The sequence below is a fragment of the Mobilicoccus massiliensis genome (assembly GCF_000826525.2).
In the GTDB taxonomy this organism is placed as follows: domain Bacteria; phylum Actinomycetota; class Actinomycetes; order Actinomycetales; family Dermatophilaceae; genus Mobilicoccus; species Mobilicoccus massiliensis.
In genome coordinates this window covers 650,162-667,419 of the sequence record NZ_LN651330.1, presented here as the reverse complement: position 1 = coordinate 667,419, position 17,258 = coordinate 650,162, and the positions used below count along the sequence as shown (strand labels likewise).

Here is a 17,258-nt window from a genome sequence, read left to right as displayed (position 1 = left end):
CGCGCCCTGGATCTCGGCGTGACGTGTCGATCCCGTCACTCGCTCGGGTCGTCCAGGACCCAGGCCCGCGTGAGTGGCAGCTTCTGCCGGGTGAGGGCGGGGAGCATCTCGTAACGGTCGAAGAGATGGTCGAGGAAGGTGTCGGCGTCCCAGACCCGCAGCCGGGTGCGGAGGGTGGAAAACTCTCGCTGTGCCGGGGTGGTGGTGCCGCCGAGGGCGACGAGAAGCCCCTGATCGGCGTCGTACCGGGTCATCGCGCTGTGCAGCCCTCGCACGACAGCGCTGCCCACGGGTGTCGGTTCGGATTTCACCTCGACGACCAGCGTGGGCGAATCCAAACCCAGTGGACCGCTTCCGGCGAGGATGTCGACGCCACCGTCGGGGCCGGCCGGGGAGACCTCGCAGTGAAAGCCCATCGTCTCCAGGACTTCGGCCACGAGGTGGGTGAGCTTGTGTTCCGCGAAGTTCTCGGCGACGTGAGTGCGCACCCGATCGCGAATGGCCTCCAGCGTCGGCACCGGGTCCGGGTCGGCCACGTTCTCGTCGCGGTCGGGCACCGCCGTCACCCCTGAGAGCCCCGGGTCCGTGCCGTGTTCGAGCACGTGAACGAGGCGGTTCTCGGCCTGGTTGCGGGTCGGGTTGAACACCGTGCGGATCGCGTTGAGGCTCGCGAGGAGGTCGTCCTTGATGACGACCCGGGCGACAGGCTCCGTGCGCCACTCGGCGGGCAGGAGGTGGCGGTGGTGCACCGGTTGTGACCCGTCGTAGCGGTAGCGGCCGGTGCATCGTCCGATCGTGAGCATGCCGCGCTGCGTCTTCAGCGGCATGACGACGACATCCCCGGGCCGGATCGAGTGGCTGAAAGCCCAGAGTTGCCCTGTGGCGGCGGCGAGTTTACTGGCGGTCATCTCGGGATACGCCTGGGCGACGAGACTCGCCACCGCGTCCCGAGTCGTGCACGACGACAGGTCGCCGATCTCGGGCCACCCGACGCTCGCGACCGAGTGGCCGAGATTGAACTCCTCGGCTTCCCCGTGCATGCCGGCTCGAACCACCCACGCGCTCATCTCGCACCCCTCCGTTGCTGCTACCGCCATCCTCCCATCGGCGGCCGAGGCGGGAGCGGAAGTGCGGGGAGTAATGGTGTGGCCGTAGCGAACACTGAGATGGGGCACGGGGCAGTCGGAGACGAGCTTGGCGAACAAGAAAACCGGCCCATGAAGACCGTGAAGTCAACAGCGGAGCCGGTGTTAGTGGCGCCATCGTACCGAAGCTCGCCGAGCCGATGAGCTCCGTGATTCCCGGGCCGCCCCTCGGCGGCGTGGTGCCCTGGAGGCGCCCGGCCACTAACCGCAACAGGCCCTGTACGGCGTGTATCACCCGTGACACATTGAAGTCATGACGAGCATCCCCGTGCGCAGTCTGCGCAACGACAGCGCGGAGGTGTTGCAGCGCGTCGGCCGTGGTGAGCGGTTGACCGTGACCAAGGACGGCACACCTGTCGCGGTCCTCAGCCCGGTGCCGCGGCGCCCCTTGGGTCCGTCGGCTCTCGTGGAGCGGTTCCGTTCCCTGCCTCCGGTCGATGCTGCGGCCCTACGTCGAGACATCGACGAAGACCCATCGGGGTTTTCCTTCCCTCACACGAGCATCTGTCGAAGTTTAAGACCTTGAAGGTGAACGGATGTCGGGTTGCGGAAAGGTTAGGACCTAGCTGGCTCCGTGAGGCGCTCGAGCTTCCGATCGCTACGACCATCCTTCGTCGAAGGCGAACTCTGCTCTGACCCGCAGGAGGTGAGGGGCCCGATCAGGCCCACACCCTCTCCGCAGTCACGTCCCGCCGGGTCAGGTGGGTCGCCAACGTTGTGAAGTGCGGCAGCGGCGCCCAGGCCTGGTGGTCCCCGATGACGTAGAGCCGCTTCTTGGCGCGGCCGGCAGCCTCGTTGATGAGGTTGGGGGTGGAGGCGGCCCAGGTGCGGGCGGGGTCGCCACCGAGGACGAACACGACGACATCGGCCTCCTGCCCTTGCGCGGTGTGGACGATGCCGGCCCGCACCAGAGCGTCGAGCCGCTCGGGGAGCCGGGCAAGGGCATTCGAGATGCCGAGGCCGTAATGACACATATGCTTCGCTCGCGTTACCTTTCCGTCATGGTGTCGACCGTGATCGCCGCGTCGCAGCTGCGGGTGAGCGAGGTGCAGGTCCGCGACTACATCGACGCGGGTCTGCTGGCAGCGGACCGGACGCTGGGTGGCGCCTGGGATGTCGACACGCTGTCGCTGCGGGCGCTGGAGCGGGCGCGCGGCCGCGGCCGTCGCTGGTCGGAGGCGACGGCGTGGGCGGCCCTCGACCTCCTGGGGCGGGGTGGGACCGATCGGTTGGCGGGTTCGCAACTCTCTAGGTTGCGGGCCGTTCTGCGGTCGATCGATGTGCCGCGGCTGGCCTACCTGGCCGAGGGACGGGGCGCGTCCTACCGACTGCATCGTCTGAACGGAGCGGTTGGCGGGCTGCGGGAGCGCGTCGAGGTGTCCGGCGCGTCGGCGCTGGATGCACGACGACGGAGCGTGTTCGGTCTGACAGATGCTGCGGCGCCGGTGCTCATCGCGTACGTGAGAAGCGCCGACGCCGACGAGATCGCCGCGGCATTCGCGCTGGAGCCGGCCGCCGACGGGGAGCTGCTGTTCCGACTTGCGGAACGGCCTGATGCGAACGACGCGGTAGTCGCCTTGGACCTGTACGCCTACGGCGACACGCGCGAGTCCTCCGCCGGTCGCGCTTGGCTGGAAGGGGCTCTCCGTGCCGTCTGACCTCGTCCTCTCGGAGCCGCCCGGTGGCTGGGCCGCCCCGTGGCCCCAGGCGCGAGAACTCGCGACCGCCGTCACGGAGGGATGGGTGCTGGTCGGTGGCCTCATGGTCGATGTTCACGCGCGGATCGCGGGTGTCACTTCGCGCGCGACCGTCGATGTGGACGCGCTTCTCGACGTGGCACTGCTGCGTGTACCGGACATCGACGAGGGATTGCGCCGGCTCGGCTATCACTTCCACGCGAGTATCGACGAGAAGGCGCCGGCACACCGGTGGATGCGCGGGACCGACGGGGCGGTCATCGACATTCTCGTGCCGGACCACATGGCGCGTCCGCCCCGCTTTCGACGGAGAGGGACGGTGGCGGCGCCCGGTGGAACCTCGTCCTGACGCGGCATCTCACGACCGTCAGGATTTCGGGTGCAGATGAAGACGTACGCCTCGCCGTGCCGACGGTCGCAGGCGCCATCGTTCTCAAGGCCAGGGCTTACCTGGTCGATAGCAGGGACCGGGAGCGCCACCTGGACGATCTGGGCGTTCTGATATCGACGATTGACGACTACCGACCGGTGGCAGCAGCGATGAGCCCCTCCGACAGGCGGCACGTGCGGGCCGTCTTGCGCCCACTGCACGCTCATTTGGGTAAAGCGGGCGCGGCCGAGGCCAGACGACTTCTTCCGTACATTGCCGTCGAGCTTCGCCTCGACCCGCCTCTCGAGGCCGGCAAGCCGTCGCCGTTCGGACCAGGACGAAGGTAGGCGGCGGGCAGGCGCGCGGCCTGGTGCCTCGGCCGTGCTAGTCGTTCCCCACCGCGCCCCACACCCTCTCCCCGGTCACGTCCCGCCGGGTCAGATGGGCGGCTAACGTCGTGAAGTGCGGCAGCGGCGCCCAGGCCTGGTGGTCCCCGATGACGTAGAGCCGCTGCTTGGCGCGACTGGCGGCGACGTTGACGAGGTTGGGGGTGGAGGCGGCCCAGCTGCGGGCGCCGGGGCGGGCGGGATCGCCGCCAAGGACGAACACGACGACATCGGCCTCCTGCCCTTGCGCGGCGTGGACGGTCGCTGCGGGCGCCGGGGCGGGCGGGATCGCCGCCAAGGACGAACACGACGACATCGGCCTCCTGCCCTTGCGCGGCGTGGACGGTCCCGGCTCGCACCGGGGCGCCGAGCCGGTAGGGCAACCGCGCGAGGGCGTTCGCCATGTCCCGGAACGGTGAGATGACGATGACCTGATCCGGCGGCACCACCACTCCCCCGCAGTCGGGCACACCGGCAAGCAGGTCACGCACGATCTGCTCCGCCACGCGGAGGTCGGCCGCCAGCGCGTGGCCGTTGCCGCCCTGGGCGCGCACGTGCAGCCACGCACTCGGGGCGAGGGGTGACGGCTTCCGTTCACCCGCGGGGACGCCGTGGATCATCCTCCCGCCGTACGCCACCTCGTTGGAGATGGTGAACATGGGGTCGTCGCAACGGCGGTGGACGCGCAACGGCGTCCCCACCCAGAGGGCGTCGTCGCCCGACCCCATCGTGGTGCCCACGGATTGGCCGCGTCGGCGATCCGCTAGACGGAGGTCTGCGACGGCAGCGCGAGGCGCGGCACCCGGTGCTCGAGGGCGATGTTCGCCTCGGCCTTGGTAGGCTGCGTGACGATGGGCGTGAGCTGCAGCGGGTCACCGACGACGAGCGCGTGCTGTGCCCGCCACAGGGCACCGGCAGCCGACTGGGGCGTCGCCTGCCCGGCCTCGTCGATGAACACCCAGCCGAGCGATTCCGCGCCCAGGTGCGAGAACATCCGCCCGAACGAGGCGAACGTCGTCGATATGAGCGACACGACGAGGAAGAACACCTTCCACGCCGTGCCGCTCACCTGGAGGGAATGATCTACACCGACTCGAGGGCAGCTCGCAGATCTAGAGCTAAATCTCCAGACAAACCACTCGGTACCGACTTCCCAAAGGATCCGCTGTTCGCATACTTGCGCTGCTGGAGCACGCCCCTGATTGCCTTCATCATGCTTTTGCCAAGAACGCCATACTGCACCCCATCCTTCGTAGCCTCAGCCTCTACGTCCGAGTCGCCGTATTGTGGCTGAGACCCATCCCTGTCCTGAGCTTTCCGCAGAACATCGCTCCGCTTCCGCCGCCTAAGCTTGAGGTGCTCATCATCGGCGGTCGTCTGCCCCAGCGCCTCATTCAAGACTTCCTCCGCCTCGGTCAACCCAACGCCACAGTGGGCCGCTATGACTGCGGGATGAATCCAGTACGCCTCCATATCCGAATGCTCCGTGACCCACATTCTCATCCCCTCCCGTTCATATTTCTTCACGAGAAAAGCCACCTCACTAGGCATCATGAAATCCCGATCCCTGTGCAAGACGACGTTGACCCCGAGAAGAGACCGGAAGGCGGCAACTCCGTCAGCAGTGGGCGTATTGCCACTGCCAAAGACCGGCCAAATGGCTGTTTCGCGCTCCAACTGCGGCCACTGGGCGAGCAATGCGTGAATCATGTCGATGTCTTCGTCCTCGGTGATGAGTACCCGACGTCGATCCAGCAGTCCCCACCCCATCAACTTACGCGTCTCATGCTCTCCGTGATCCACGACCGCGCCGCTGTCCATCCATAGCACCTTTGACTCCGCGGGCAGCGCACGGATAATGGAAGGGCTGTGTGTAGTGAGTATGACTTGTGCATCGAACCGTCGCGCAGCTTCGAAGAGCACGCGCACCAAAGCCTCCTGGGCACTTGGATAGAGGTGAGCGTCAGGCTCGTCCACAAGCAGCAAGACTGGCCGATAGTAGAGCAGATAGCAGAAGATCTGGAGTACCTGCAGATACCCCGTACCTGCCAGCTCTAGCGGTCTATGCGATTTACCCTCGCCTCCTGCCATTCTTCCGGTGCGAAATTCAGCCATCACGTGCGAGTGGCGATCGTCCTGGAAGTCGACATCCAGGTCGAATGAACCCATCGCGTCGGAAACGTACTTGGACACGAGGGCCAGACCGTTTTCCCCGTCAATCTCCTGCTGCCGAAGCAAATCCAGCATGTTGCGCAGAACGGTGTTAGCGTCCCCTGCAGCTGCAGAGCGTTGCACTACGAGCCGTGAACGCTTCTCCTCCATCAAGGGAATGCCAGCCACGCCAGGAATGTACGCGCTAATTTCGCGAGACTGATCCCGCATCATGGCCACGATCGGATTGCCCGCTGGGACATGTACCGACAATCCCTCGTTGCGAGCAGACTTGAGCCACATTGCCGCAGAAGACACCTCATCATCATCTGCGATAGCGCGAACGGTAACATCCATCTGAGGCTGGGTCTTGAAATTTCCATATTCCGTATCGTGCGCAGCCTTGCGGTAGTCAGGGGACGGCATGTATATAGCGTCTCGCTCCGAAAGGGTGGACGCCTTACCAATAGAACTGGGCTCGACGCTTGAATTCCGCCCTGACTGCAACATCCAGTGAATCGCCTGCAGAACCGAGCTTTTTCCCGATCCGTTGGCGCCGACCAGTACCGTCAGCGTCTGGGCCAGGTCAATTTCCGTAGCCCTGATGGCTTTAAAGTTACTAATCTTGATGGTGTCAATCTTCATGGACTCCCCTTTGCTCCCTACGGTCGTCGGGGGGCTGCGCAAATCAGGCGAACACCCCTAGAAGTTGGACAGGACTTTACAAATAGAAGTTGGACAGGACTTTACAAACCAACTCAAGGTCGGCTTCCCGGTCACGAGCTACCAGCGGCAATTCGCCATTATAAGCTGCGCTACTGTCAGGTTGGACAGCCGCAAACTCAGCAGTCGAGGATTGGGGAGGCGTCCTGAAGGATTCTAGGGCACACCTCTTGGCTAGTGCTGCGTTCGGAGCCAGGCGACCAGAGTTGTCGTAGGTGTACTCGCGGTGGTCGTAGCCGTACAGCACGGCGAACTGGGTGCGGTAAATCGTGCACAGGTCTTTGATCGGGATCCCCAACATGATCGCCACCATTGCATCCAGCTCCACCTGTGCATTTCGCCGATCCGCGGCTCGGCGTAGCGGGGTGCCCGGGGTCCAGTCTGGGCCGACTGGGCGCTCGTCGTAGCGGGGCAAGATCGGCTCATCGTTCCGGAATGCGCCGTCCCAGCACTGCGCCCATAGGTCTGCGTAGGCGTCCGTGAGGCAGTTGAGGCGGAGCGTGCGGAGGATGAGGGCCGGGATCAGCGGGTGATCCATCGGCACCATCGGGAGGTTCGCGACCACCGTGGGCGTGATTGCCGACTTAGGAGCACTTCGGACGACGAAGTCCGCAAGGAGGGAGCTCATCACCCCTGCCACAGCTACGAGTTCGCGAGGCTGGCCCGGCATGCCGAGAGAAGTCACCGTGTGGACGTGGGTCGCGCCCGGCGGGATTAGCGCGGGAATGAGCGTCCGCTCGCCCGTGTTCGCTGCCATTGCGCGCCACGCCACGCGGTAGTGGTCGCGAGCGGGTGCCCGTTCGTCGCCCCAGTGGGTGTATCTCGCGTCGTACACGACAAGGTCGCCCGCGGGCCTGTAGCCGGTTACCGGCACGGCGTCCGAAGCCAGCGACTCCAGGTCAACGACGGTCCAGTCGCGGTGGTTCTTGAGCGTTTGGTTGGGCCACTTATTGAAGGGGTTTCCTACGAACAGGTGCGATCCCTGCAAGATGACCTGGTGCCAGGTGTCCGCTATACCCCAATGGGCGACAAATCTCCCGGCTTTTCGGTCGATGGACTCGTCCCACCCGCGGGAAAACTGTGGCTCCGTGCTGGCGATGCGTTCGTTCTGCGCCAGGGCATTGAGGGTCCGGGAAGCGGCAGAGTTGACGCTGTAGAGCATCTGCGGGGCTGTGAGATCCGCAGAGCCAAGAACCTCAGCCCACAGGGCAAGGACCTCGGGCTCGACCAACTGAATCCGCCCGCGATGAGGTGAGAGGTCCCAGTGGCCGTCACCAGTCTTGATGCCCGGTTCTGCGCCCCTGCCATCGTGGCGCTGCGACCGCAGGACCGTGTCGGGGTGGTACAACGAGGCTGCGTGGCTGAATCGGGGCTCCCGAGCGGACCCGTAGACGTTGACCCCGTAAGTCTTCTGGTTCTGAATTTCGAAGAGGTGCAGTTCATTGATGAACTGCCAGTGCCTCCGCAGGCGGCGGTAGGTCTCCCGTCGCAGATCGGTGGCCTTGTCGTCTGTGAAGTGCGACTCCAGGTGGATCAGCACGGACACCCCTGTCGGCGCCGCGTGCTGCCACACCTGCGCCATGAAGGCGCGGTAGAGGTCCGGTTGGGCCGACAGCAGCGGGTACATAGTCGGATCGCCCAACAGGTCCGCGAGGACCACCACCTCGGCCGTCCCGTCCACCACGTTGTGGACGGTTCCGGGCACTTGCAGCGTGAGTTCGCGTTGCTCGGTCTTCGCCGCCTCGCTGGGTTTGAGGGCCAAGGCCCACCAGGGGTCAGCTTCCGCGAGCAGCGCCTCCACGTCCGTACGCGGCCGTACCCACGGCGGGTTCCCGACCTGCAGGTCGAACCCGCCCCGGGCGAACACGGTGGCGAAGTCGAGTTCCCAGTGGAAGAACCCCTGCTCCCCCGCGATCCGGTCGCACACCCCGAGCCACGGGTGAGCCTCAGGGATCGACGCCATCGACGAGGCCTGCGCGAAGATGCGGTCGTTGGTCTCCTCGTCGTTCAAGGCCTCCCACGCGGTGGCGCTGAAAAGCGACCCGTCGCCGCGCTTGGCGTCGGAGGGCTTCACCTTCTCCGGCGCGCCGAGGATCATCCGGCACGTGTCGAGCCATTCGTCGAAGCTCGGCGGTGCGACCTCGGTCTCCGTGAGCGGCCAGAACCACAGCGCACACCACGCGTTCATCAACGTGTGCAGCCGCTGCCACGCGCCATCCGGATCGGCGAGGCTCGCCTCGATCTCCTCCCGCGACACCGACGACGCCGGCCGCTCCCCCTCCAGACCCCACACGTCAATCGCCCGGCTCGACTCCGCCTCCGCGATCGTCAACCGCCGCAACGCGATCGACCACAACGTCTCCACCCGCGTCGCGAGCGCCTGCAACTCCTTCACCTGCGTTGTGCTCGGCGCCCTCCGCACCGAACTCCGCCACGCCTTCAACGCCTTCAACGTCTCCGGGGGCACCAGGTCGCGCACGGCCTTCGGCACCTCGACCGCGGACCCCCAGCCCTGCGCCGGCAGGAGGAAGTGGTGGATCGCCCCACCGAGCACCGGCGGGCGCCCCGCCGCGACGGCCTCGGCCAGCTCCGAGAGCGGCCGGTCCGTCGGGGTCCGCGTCAGCCACGCCTTCTTCGCCATGTCCTCCGGCGCGTAGAACGCCTGCCGCGCCCCCACCAACGAGTTACCGCGCCGCAGCCGCAGCCCGAACCACGGCGCACGCAACCCCTTCACCATCGTGTCGAGCCACAGCGACACCTCCGCAAGCTCCACGGCCGTCGCATTGAGGTCCACCCCGTACACCTGGTGCAGCGCGATGTGCGCCTTCACCTTCTGCAGCTCCGCCGGGCGGTCCTCCGGCTCGATCCTTGTGCCCAGCTCCTCCTGCCGCCGCTCCAGATACTGCTCGGCGAGCTGGCGCACCGCCTCGATCGCGAACGCCCCCGAGCCCAGCGCCGGCTCACACACCGTGAGCTGCAGGATCTCCGCCGCCGACGTGCGCGTGCCGTCCTGGTCGAGCAGCTCCTCCAGGGCCTGCTGCACCGTGAACCGCGTCAACACCTCCGGCGTGTAGTACGACGCCGACCGCTGCCGATCCCGCCCCGACAGCCGGAACACGAACGTGCCCTTGCGATGCAGCACCGGCTCGTCCTCGCCGGTCTGCTCGTTGCGTACCCGCACGAAGTCCTTCGCGTCCAGGTGGTCCGAGCGGTGCACCGGCACCACCCACGACCCCTTGCCCGGGTCCCCGCCCTTCGCGACCTCGTACAGGTCCTCCGTCGCGAACGAGCCCGTGTACGACATGAGGCCCTCGTACACCGCACCCAACTGGTTGATGCCCAGCTCCACGTACGAGATGAACCCGCGGTCCGCCTTGTTCGACTCCTTGCTCAGCAGCAGCATCCGCAAGACCTTGAGCAGCGCCTCGTTGCCGAGCTTCGTCTCCGCGATGTGCGAGATCGCCTCCGGCCGGAAGAGGTCGGCGCGCAGGCCGTGGAACTCCAGCCCCTCCCCCAGCGACTCGTCACCGCCGGGCGTGTGCCCCTGGTCGACGAGCACGAACAGCCGGTCCAGCGACTCGTACAGATGCGTGCCGCGCCGCGCCCGCTCCGAGTGGATCTCCGTGAGCGCCAAGTCCCGCAGCCGGTCGAGCCCGTACCCCGCGTCGTACTCCGCCGCCCCCACCGGCAACACACCCAGCTCGGGCGACGCCTCGGCGTAGAGGAGAAACAGGATCCGGTACAGGTACCGCAGCGCCTGCTTCGCGAGCGGCTGCGCCTGGTCGGCCGGCAGCGGGTCGAGGCGCAGCCCAAGGTGAGGGTCAGCCCGGCGGGACACGACCTCGTTGGCAATGACCTCGATCGACAGGCGCACGCCCTCCCGCAGGTCCTTGCTCACCCCCACGGTGTGCCGAGAAGAGTCCTCGAGCGTCTCGGCCCACCACGTCGTACCCGACGCGTCCGGCGCGAGCGACGCCGCGTCGAGGATCGTCAACGCCCGGTCGACCTCGCCGCCGCGCTTGGCGTCGTTGCGTTCGCACACGAGCTGCAGATCCACCGCGAGCCAACGCCCTTCGGGCCACCGCTCCTTCTCCGCGACGAGGCACCAGCGGCCCGCGAGCACCAGCGCGAACGCCGGGCCGTCGTGCCGCGTCATCGCCGCCGTGAGCACCCCCGCCACCGACGGGACGACCTCGGCGGGTGCCGTCTCGTCCCCCGCGGGGAGCCACGGCTCGATCAGCGTCGGCGCCTTCTTCGCGATGAGCTGCTCCACCGTCGCGACCGGCCGGGCCCGCACGACGACGAGCGACGGCGCATCCGGCGTGCCGAGCGGCGCCACCCACGTGAGCGGGCCGTCGTCGCGGAGCGTGAACTCCCCCGTGCGGTACCCGAGCACGCGCATGAGCAGGTCGTCGACGTCGAGGACGGCCTGCCGCTCCTCCTCGCTCACGGGCCGGAAGGTCGTCCCCGGCGCACCCGGGGCGGCATCGCCACAGTCGTCGGCGTCGTCGGACCCGCCGGTGAACTCCGACAGACCGACGAGGCGCTTCTCGATCTCGCCGCGAGCGGCGACGAACCGCGAGCGCGTCGTCTCCGCCTCGTCCGCGTCCCACGCCTTGCGCCGATCGACGACGCGGCCCTGGAACGACTCCTTCGGCGCGTCGGTGGTGAAGTAATGCTCGCTGATCCAGTCCTCGCCGACGACGAGCGCGTCACTGACGGGCATCCGTGCCTCCTTCTGCCGCCGCGGCCACGGCGACGTCGCTCGCGACGCCCCCGGTGGTGCCTGCGGTCGGCCAGTCCTGCGGGACGACGACGAGCAGCGGGCGCAGGTGCCGACGCTCCGGCAGCCGTTCCTCCGCCAACCGGCGTTCCTCCTCGACGCTGACCCGACGCTGTTCCAACGGCAGGCGCCCGGCAGCCGAGTCCGCGTCGCTCATCCACCGGTGGACGCGCTGCGACCACCGGTCGACCCGCTGCCGGGCGGCATCCTCGGCCGTCGCGAACGTGAGGGCCAGGGTCTTCTCGGCCGCGGTGACCGCGGGCCCGACGAGGTCGGTGAGCCGGTCGACGTCGGCCACCGGGCCGGGGTTGGTCATCTGCGCGCCGACGCCCACCTCGGCGAGCATCTCCGCCGCCGAGGAGTGCATCTGCGTGCGCGGGAATCCCGGCATGTCGATGTCGAACCCGACCTGGATCCACGAGGCCGCGACCGTCTGCCCCGCGCGGTTGGTCAGCGTGCCGAGGAGCAGCACCGTCGGCCCCTCGACGTCACCGCGGACGGCGAACACCTCGCCCCGCCCGAGCGCCGACAGCACCCGGTCGCCGGCCCATTCGAGTACCGGGTGGAGCGGCCCCAGGTAGTGCGCCGACGGCCACGAGCTCGACGTGTCGTCCTGCAGCGCCGCGGTCAACAGGGCCTGACCCTTGGTCGTGCTCGTCGCGAGCTTGAGCCGCTGCGTCACCTCGCGGTCCTTGAGGTACCCCTGCGGCAGCACCGCCAGTCGGTCACGCAGGTCGGACGGCGGCGTGAGCTCGACGATCTGCTCCTCCCGGTGCTCCCGCCAGGCGACGCCACCCGCGCCGTGGGCGCCCGGGGCCTCGGCGGGCCGGGCGTAGATCGTGTGCACGGCCTCCCGCAGGTAGTCGACGTGGGAGGTGTAGAGGCCCGTGCCGCCCGCGGTGTCGTCCAGCGCCGACGAACCGGCCGCCTCGTCGTCGAACTCGTCACGCGCCTGGGCGAGCTGGGCCAGCAGGCTCGCCAGGTCGCCGCCGCCGAGGATCTGCTGCGGCGTCGCGACGACGTCGTCGAGCTCCGCCTTGTGCAGCAGCACGTCGCGGATCTTCTTCTCCTCGGCCTCCACGTTGTATTCCCCCATGAGGGAGGCGGAGTCGCCCAGCGCGGTGTGCGCCTCGTGCTCCTTCGTCATGAGGCTCGTGAGGACCCGCAGGTCGCCCGAGAACCGGTCGTCGCTCGGCTGCAGCAGCAGGGTCGTGATGCGCGGTGACGTCCGCTGCCCGTACCGGTCGATGCGGCCGTTGCGCTGCTCGATGCGGATGAGCGACCAGGGGATGTCGAAGTGGATGAGCTCGTGACACTGCAGGTGCAGGTTGACGCCCTCGCTCGCGACATCGCCCGTGACGAGCACTCGAACCGGCGAGGACTCCTGCTTGAACTCCTCGACGATCTCCTGCTGCTCCACGTCGGACAACCCGCCGTGCAGCACCCGCACCTGGTTCGGCTTCATGCCCAGATCGGCCGTGAGGCGGTCGCGGAGCCAGTGCAGCGTCGGGACGCGCTCGGCGAAGACGACGACACGCTCCCGCGAGGACTTGCCGATGCCGATGCGGCGGAACTCTTCGAGCAGCGCCGCGTACTTGCCGGTGGTGGACGCCGCGGCCTGGTCGGCCAGGTCGGCGAGCCGTTCGAGCGACGCGCGATCGTCGGCGGACATGCCGCTCGCCCGGGCGAGACGGTTGCGCGCCGATTCCGCGAGCGCCGCCGGGGATGAGAGGAACGCCTTGGCGAGGGTCCAGCCGAAGAGGGCGTCCGCGGAGCGTCCCCCACCCAGGGTGGCGGGGCGGTCGGCGTAGAGCCAGTGGTCGGCGAGTTCCTGCGCGATGGCGTCCTCCTCGGGCGAGGCGGACACGAGTCGGTTGTGCGGCGGCTGCCGTTCGGCCCAGTCGCCGCCGACGGCCGTGGCGACGTCGGGCGAGTGGCGGTGCCGGCGGATAACGAGGCGGTCGAGTTCGCCGGCGTCGATGTCGCCCTCGGGCGTGACGGCGGTGGGTTCGAGGAGGCGGACGAGCTCGGCGAACGACTCCCGCTTGCCGTTGTGCGGGGTGGCGCTGGCGAGGATGAGCGCGTCGGTCTGGGGCGCGAGCACGTTCGCGAGGCGGTTGTTCTGCGTCGCGGAGTTGGTGATGTTGTGCGACTCGTCGATGACGACGGCGTCCCACCGGTGCTTGCGCAGGTGCGCGAGGTAGCGGTCGTTCTTGAGCGTGTCGATCGAGATGATCGCCCGCTTGTACAGCCCGAACGGGTTACGGGTGGCGGGCAGCCTGCGGCGGACGCGCTGGATGCCGACGGAGTCGAGCCGCACGAACGGCAACGCGAACCGGCACCACAGCTCGTGCTGCATCTGCTCGAGCACGTGGCGGGGCGTGACGACGAGGATCCGCTCACCCCGACCGCGCCGGACGAGTTCGGAGAGGATCATGCCGATCTCGAGGGTCTTGCCCAGGCCGACCGCGTCGGCGAGCAGGATGCGCGGGCGCAGCGTCTCGGGGTCGAGGGCCTTACGGACGGCGGCGCGCTGGTAGTCGAGCGCGTCGGCGAGCATCGAGCCCGTCACCGCGAGGCGGTCGTCGTCGATCGGCAGCGACGTCTTGCGTAGCGTGGCCTCCAGCCACAACCGTGCGCGCCGGTGGTTCGCAGATGCGTCGGCCACGACGCGGGTGTCCCGCGGATCGAACGGGCGGATGTCGTCGAGCTCGGAGTAGAACTGCGCCGTCGTCCCCGCGACCAGCTCCCCCAACCCCTGCGCGGTGACGAGCACGCCGTCACGCGTCTGCGACACCTGCGTGACCACCCACTCCTCGTCACGCACGACGACGAGCGAGCCCGGCGCAATGCCCTCGAGCTCTCCCACTCCCCCATCTACCCACCCCACTCGGCCATCGTGCCATGGGAATTCGCCAGAAGGGGGACGGCCTGACCCCGGCAGATTCACAGCACCGTCATCTGGGCGTCTGCCACAGCACGGTGGGGCCGGGCATGCCAGGGCCTGCGGAGGGGCGTCCATCAACGCGGCTGTGACCTAGCCTCGGCCCATGAGCGGGTCGAGCCGAGCCGCCGGGGTCACCAACCCTCTCCTCCAGTACTCGTCGGGGGCCATCGATGGCCCGCCCCTCCCGCACGGAGTCGATCCGGAGCATCACGAATTGCTCCATCTGGCGGGCGTGATCTTCGGCCACTTGCAGCACGGGGGGTCGGTCTTCGTAACGGACGACGTATGGACCGAAGCGAATGTCGATCTGCTGATCCGCCACTTCGTCGAGCGGCCAGATGTCTCCGGTGACACCTTCGACACCAAGATCGCGAAGCAGCTTGACGGCCTGCCCGACGGCCCGATCCTCCTCCTCGCCGAGCTCTATCTCCTACAGATGCTGCCGCTGCACAACATCGGCGCGGACAAGAAGGCCGCGAACCTGCGGTGCATCCTGGACCTCGCACCCTCCAAGCCAGAGCTTCCGGAGGACGTGACACAGGCCCTGTCGGACCAGGTGTTCAATGGCGGGATCGCCTTCCTGTCACGGCGATACTTCCACCTGTGCGTGCTGATCCAGTTCCTGCGCTACTTCCGGGCTCTCGATCCGGGGGTCCAGTCGGACTGCGCTACGAACCCGCTCACCTGGCGACGGGTCGTTGACGACGCCCCCGGTACGAGCGAGCCCACCCTGCGTCGCTCCCTCCTCTACCTTCGCCATCCCGAGTTCTTTGCTCCGGTGGTCTCCGCGGAACATCTGCGGAAGATCATCGACGCGTTCTACCCCGAGCACACAGGTCGAGCGCCCTCCGACGACCCGGACGCCGACCTGGCCGCCCTCCGGCTCTGGATGGAGCCCCAAGGCAGGACGCCGGCGTTCTACGACCCCCCGCTACGACACATGTGGAAAGGCGACGAACCCGAGCCAGCGGACCCCGCGGCTAGTGGACCCGCGGTGAGCGGCTCTCCGGTCGACACCTATACCGTTGAAGACGTCGTGAGCGACGGCGCTTTCCACGACCCCGGATACCTGCGCGACATCGTCACGCGGTGGACCGAGCAGCGGAACATCGTGCTACAAGGGCCACCCGGTACCGGCAAGACCTGGCTGGCCAAGCGTCTGGCCTACGTCCTCATCGGCCAACGGCTGGACGCTGCTGTGCGGTCGGTGCAGTTCCACCCCGGCACGTCGTATGAGGACTTCGTCCGAGGGTGGCGACCTGCGGCAGACGGCCGCCTGACGCTTGTCGACGGCCCGCTCATGCAGCACGCAGAGGCGGCGCGGAACAACCCCGACATACCTCACGTGCTCCTCATTGAGGAGTTCAACCGCGGCAACCCGGCCCAGGCCTTGGGCGAGATGCTCACCCTGTTGGAGGCGACCAAGCGATCCTCGAGAGACGCGCTAGAGCTCACCTACATGAAGGATGGCGAAAAGCCGTTCTGGCTCCCCGACAACCTGCATGTCATCGGCACGATGAACACTGCGGACCGATCGCTCGCTCTGGTCGACTTCGCTCTCCGACGCCGTTTCGCCTTCTTCGATCTCGAACCGGCGTTCACGCAGACATGGGTTGATCATCTCAGGGAGAAGTTCCCGAAGGACGAGTCGACGAAGATCACCGAGGTAAGAAAGCGCCTCGAGACCCTGAACACCTCGATCAGCGAAGACCCCTCTCTCGGGGAGTCGTTCCGCATCGGGCATGCCTATCTCACGCCAGGCCGAGAACCCGGAGACTTCGGGCCCTGGTACCGCAGCGTCGTCGAAACCTCGATCGGCCCCCAACTGTCGGAGTACTGGCCAGGCAACCCGGCCAAGGTCCGCCAAGAGATCGACGCCCTGTTCAAGGGCTTCTGATGCTGGAGTTTGGGGCCGGAAGCACACGCATCGACGTACGCAGCGTGTGGTTTCTGCTGCTCTACGCCTCGGGTCTGCTGGAGAAGATCACAGGAGACGCACGAGAGAAGATCCACCGCGGCGAACGTGACAATGACCTCCCCGATGCCCTGGCGCTGCTGCTCGCGACCGAGGTCGAATCACGCATGCGCGCGATGCTCAGCCAGCGCTACCGGGAGCGCACGAGCGTTCTCACACGCGTCCGGGGCCGCGTCGATCATCTCGGGACGGAACGGCGACAGCTCATGGGGTCGGGCCGAATCCTCTGCCGCTTCTCCGAGATCACACGCGACCTTCCCCGCTATCGACACATGCTCACGACATTGCGCCAAGCCGGGTGGTCGGCACAGGCCCCCGACGTGCGCCACCGGTGCACGCAGGCTGCGCAGGACATGGAGCGCCTCGGGATCGCGCCACGGGATGCCACTGCGATCGAGCTGTCCCGCGAGCAGTACGGCCACGCCGACAGGGCGGACCCAGACCTGCTCCTCTTGAGCCGGGTCGTCCGATCCATGTGCGCCCCCGAGCACTCACCCGGAGAGGTGGCTCTCCCGGTCATCGTTCGGGACGAGGCTGCGATGCGCAGGTTGTTCGAGGACGCGGTTCGGGGTTTCTACCGGCTGCAGCTTGAGCCTGAAGGATGGTTCGTCAACGCGGAACAGCGGCCCTGGCCCGCCACGGGCGAAGAGGGCGACACCACCTACCTTCCCCGCCTACACGCAGACGTCGTCCTCCGCTCGCCAACACAGCAGATCGTCGTCGAGTGCAAGTTCGCGCCCGTGTTCACATCGGTGCGCACCAAGGTGGTGCTCAACCCCGGTTACGTACGGCAGCTCCACGCCTACTGCTCTGTCTTCAGCCGCGCGGCAGACAAGCCTACGCGCGGCCTCCTACTCAGCGCAGTGACGCTCGATGACAACGGGAGAGACCTCGACCTGCACCTCGACGGATTCCCTTTTCGGGTGCGACGCGTCGATCTCAGTCAACCCCCATCAAGCTCGCGACGTGCACTTACTGAGGCACTCGACGACTGGGCGCGGTAGAGCACGTCCACCTTGCGGCCGGCGCACGCCACAGCGGCATGCGACGCGGCCGGCGTTATGACGCAGTCCGATTGACC

At 67.5% G+C, this 17,258-nt stretch carries 12 protein-coding genes; 5 read left to right on the top strand and 7 right to left on the bottom strand.

Annotation, left to right across the window (positions count from 1 at the left end; translation table 11 throughout):
- Positions 1-35: 35 nt before the first annotated feature.
- The gene (locus tag BN1197_RS12835) at positions 36-1,067 is read right to left on the bottom strand and encodes a restriction endonuclease (RefSeq protein WP_040160241.1); all 1,032 of its coding nucleotides are present in this window, start codon (positions 1,065-1,067) and stop codon (positions 36-38) included.
- A gap of 331 nt (positions 1,068-1,398) precedes the next feature.
- Between BN1197_RS12835 and BN1197_RS12830 the strand changes: the two genes are divergently transcribed.
- Positions 1,399-1,671 (top strand): type II toxin-antitoxin system Phd/YefM family antitoxin, encoded by a 273-nt coding sequence (locus BN1197_RS12830; RefSeq protein ID WP_176489755.1) that lies wholly within the window; start codon positions 1,399-1,401, stop codon positions 1,669-1,671.
- A 133-nt stretch (positions 1,672-1,804) separates the two neighbouring features.
- Here BN1197_RS12830 and BN1197_RS12825 read toward each other — a convergent pair whose 3' ends face one another.
- Positions 1,805-2,119, bottom strand: a complete 315-nt coding sequence (locus BN1197_RS12825) for a hypothetical protein (RefSeq protein ID WP_141397285.1) — start codon at positions 2,117-2,119, stop codon at positions 1,805-1,807.
- Between the two features lie 27 nt (positions 2,120-2,146).
- Between BN1197_RS12825 and BN1197_RS12820 the strand changes: the two genes are divergently transcribed.
- Together BN1197_RS12820 and BN1197_RS12815 are read left to right on the top strand one after the other, a co-directional pair.
- Positions 2,147-2,803, top strand: a complete 657-nt coding sequence (locus tag BN1197_RS12820; protein WP_141397284.1) for a hypothetical protein — start codon at positions 2,147-2,149, stop codon at positions 2,801-2,803.
- Between the two features lie 85 nt (positions 2,804-2,888).
- Complete coding sequence (locus BN1197_RS12815; RefSeq protein ID WP_141397283.1) at positions 2,889-3,191, top strand: hypothetical protein; 303 nt, start codon at positions 2,889-2,891, stop codon at positions 3,189-3,191.
- Between the two features lie 405 nt (positions 3,192-3,596).
- Here the strand turns inward: BN1197_RS12815 and BN1197_RS12810 are convergent, their stop codons facing one another.
- The 5 genes from BN1197_RS12810 to BN1197_RS12790 all read right to left on the bottom strand — a co-directional run bounded on the left by BN1197_RS12810 (position 3,597) and on the right by BN1197_RS12790 (position 14,124).
- Positions 3,597-3,914, bottom strand: a complete 318-nt coding sequence (locus BN1197_RS12810; protein WP_052466689.1) for an ATP-binding domain-containing protein — start codon at positions 3,912-3,914, stop codon at positions 3,597-3,599.
- Positions 3,915-4,361: 447 nt separating this feature from the next.
- Positions 4,362-4,667: an AAA domain-containing protein gene (locus tag BN1197_RS12805; RefSeq protein ID WP_040160238.1), complete on the bottom strand. Its 306-nt coding sequence runs from the start codon at positions 4,665-4,667 to the stop codon at positions 4,362-4,364.
- Between the two features lie 14 nt (positions 4,668-4,681).
- Positions 4,682-6,394 carry an ATP-dependent nuclease gene (locus BN1197_RS12800; protein WP_082043872.1) on the bottom strand — a complete coding sequence of 571 codons (1,713 nt, stop codon included), beginning with the start codon at positions 6,392-6,394 and terminating at the stop codon, positions 4,682-4,684.
- A gap of 76 nt (positions 6,395-6,470) precedes the next feature.
- Positions 6,471-11,198 carry an Eco57I restriction-modification methylase domain-containing protein gene (locus BN1197_RS12795; RefSeq protein WP_052466687.1) on the bottom strand — a complete coding sequence of 1,576 codons (4,728 nt, stop codon included), beginning with the start codon at positions 11,196-11,198 and terminating at the stop codon, positions 6,471-6,473.
- Positions 11,185-14,124 carry a helicase-related protein gene (locus BN1197_RS12790; RefSeq protein WP_245851922.1) on the bottom strand — a complete coding sequence of 980 codons (2,940 nt, stop codon included), beginning with the start codon at positions 14,122-14,124 and terminating at the stop codon, positions 11,185-11,187. The genes BN1197_RS12795 and BN1197_RS12790 overlap by 14 nt, the downstream gene beginning before the upstream one ends.
- Positions 14,125-14,305: 181 nt before the next feature.
- Between BN1197_RS12790 and BN1197_RS17560 the strand changes: the two genes are divergently transcribed.
- Complete coding sequence (locus BN1197_RS17560) at positions 14,306-16,099, top strand: McrB family protein (protein ID WP_217991198.1); 1,794 nt, start codon at positions 14,306-14,308, stop codon at positions 16,097-16,099.
- Positions 16,099-17,181: a 5-methylcytosine restriction system specificity protein McrC gene (locus tag BN1197_RS12780; RefSeq protein ID WP_052466684.1), complete on the top strand. Its 1,083-nt coding sequence runs from the start codon at positions 16,099-16,101 to the stop codon at positions 17,179-17,181. Before BN1197_RS17560 ends, BN1197_RS12780 begins: the two co-directional genes overlap by 1 nt.
- Positions 17,182-17,258 lie beyond the last annotated feature (77 nt).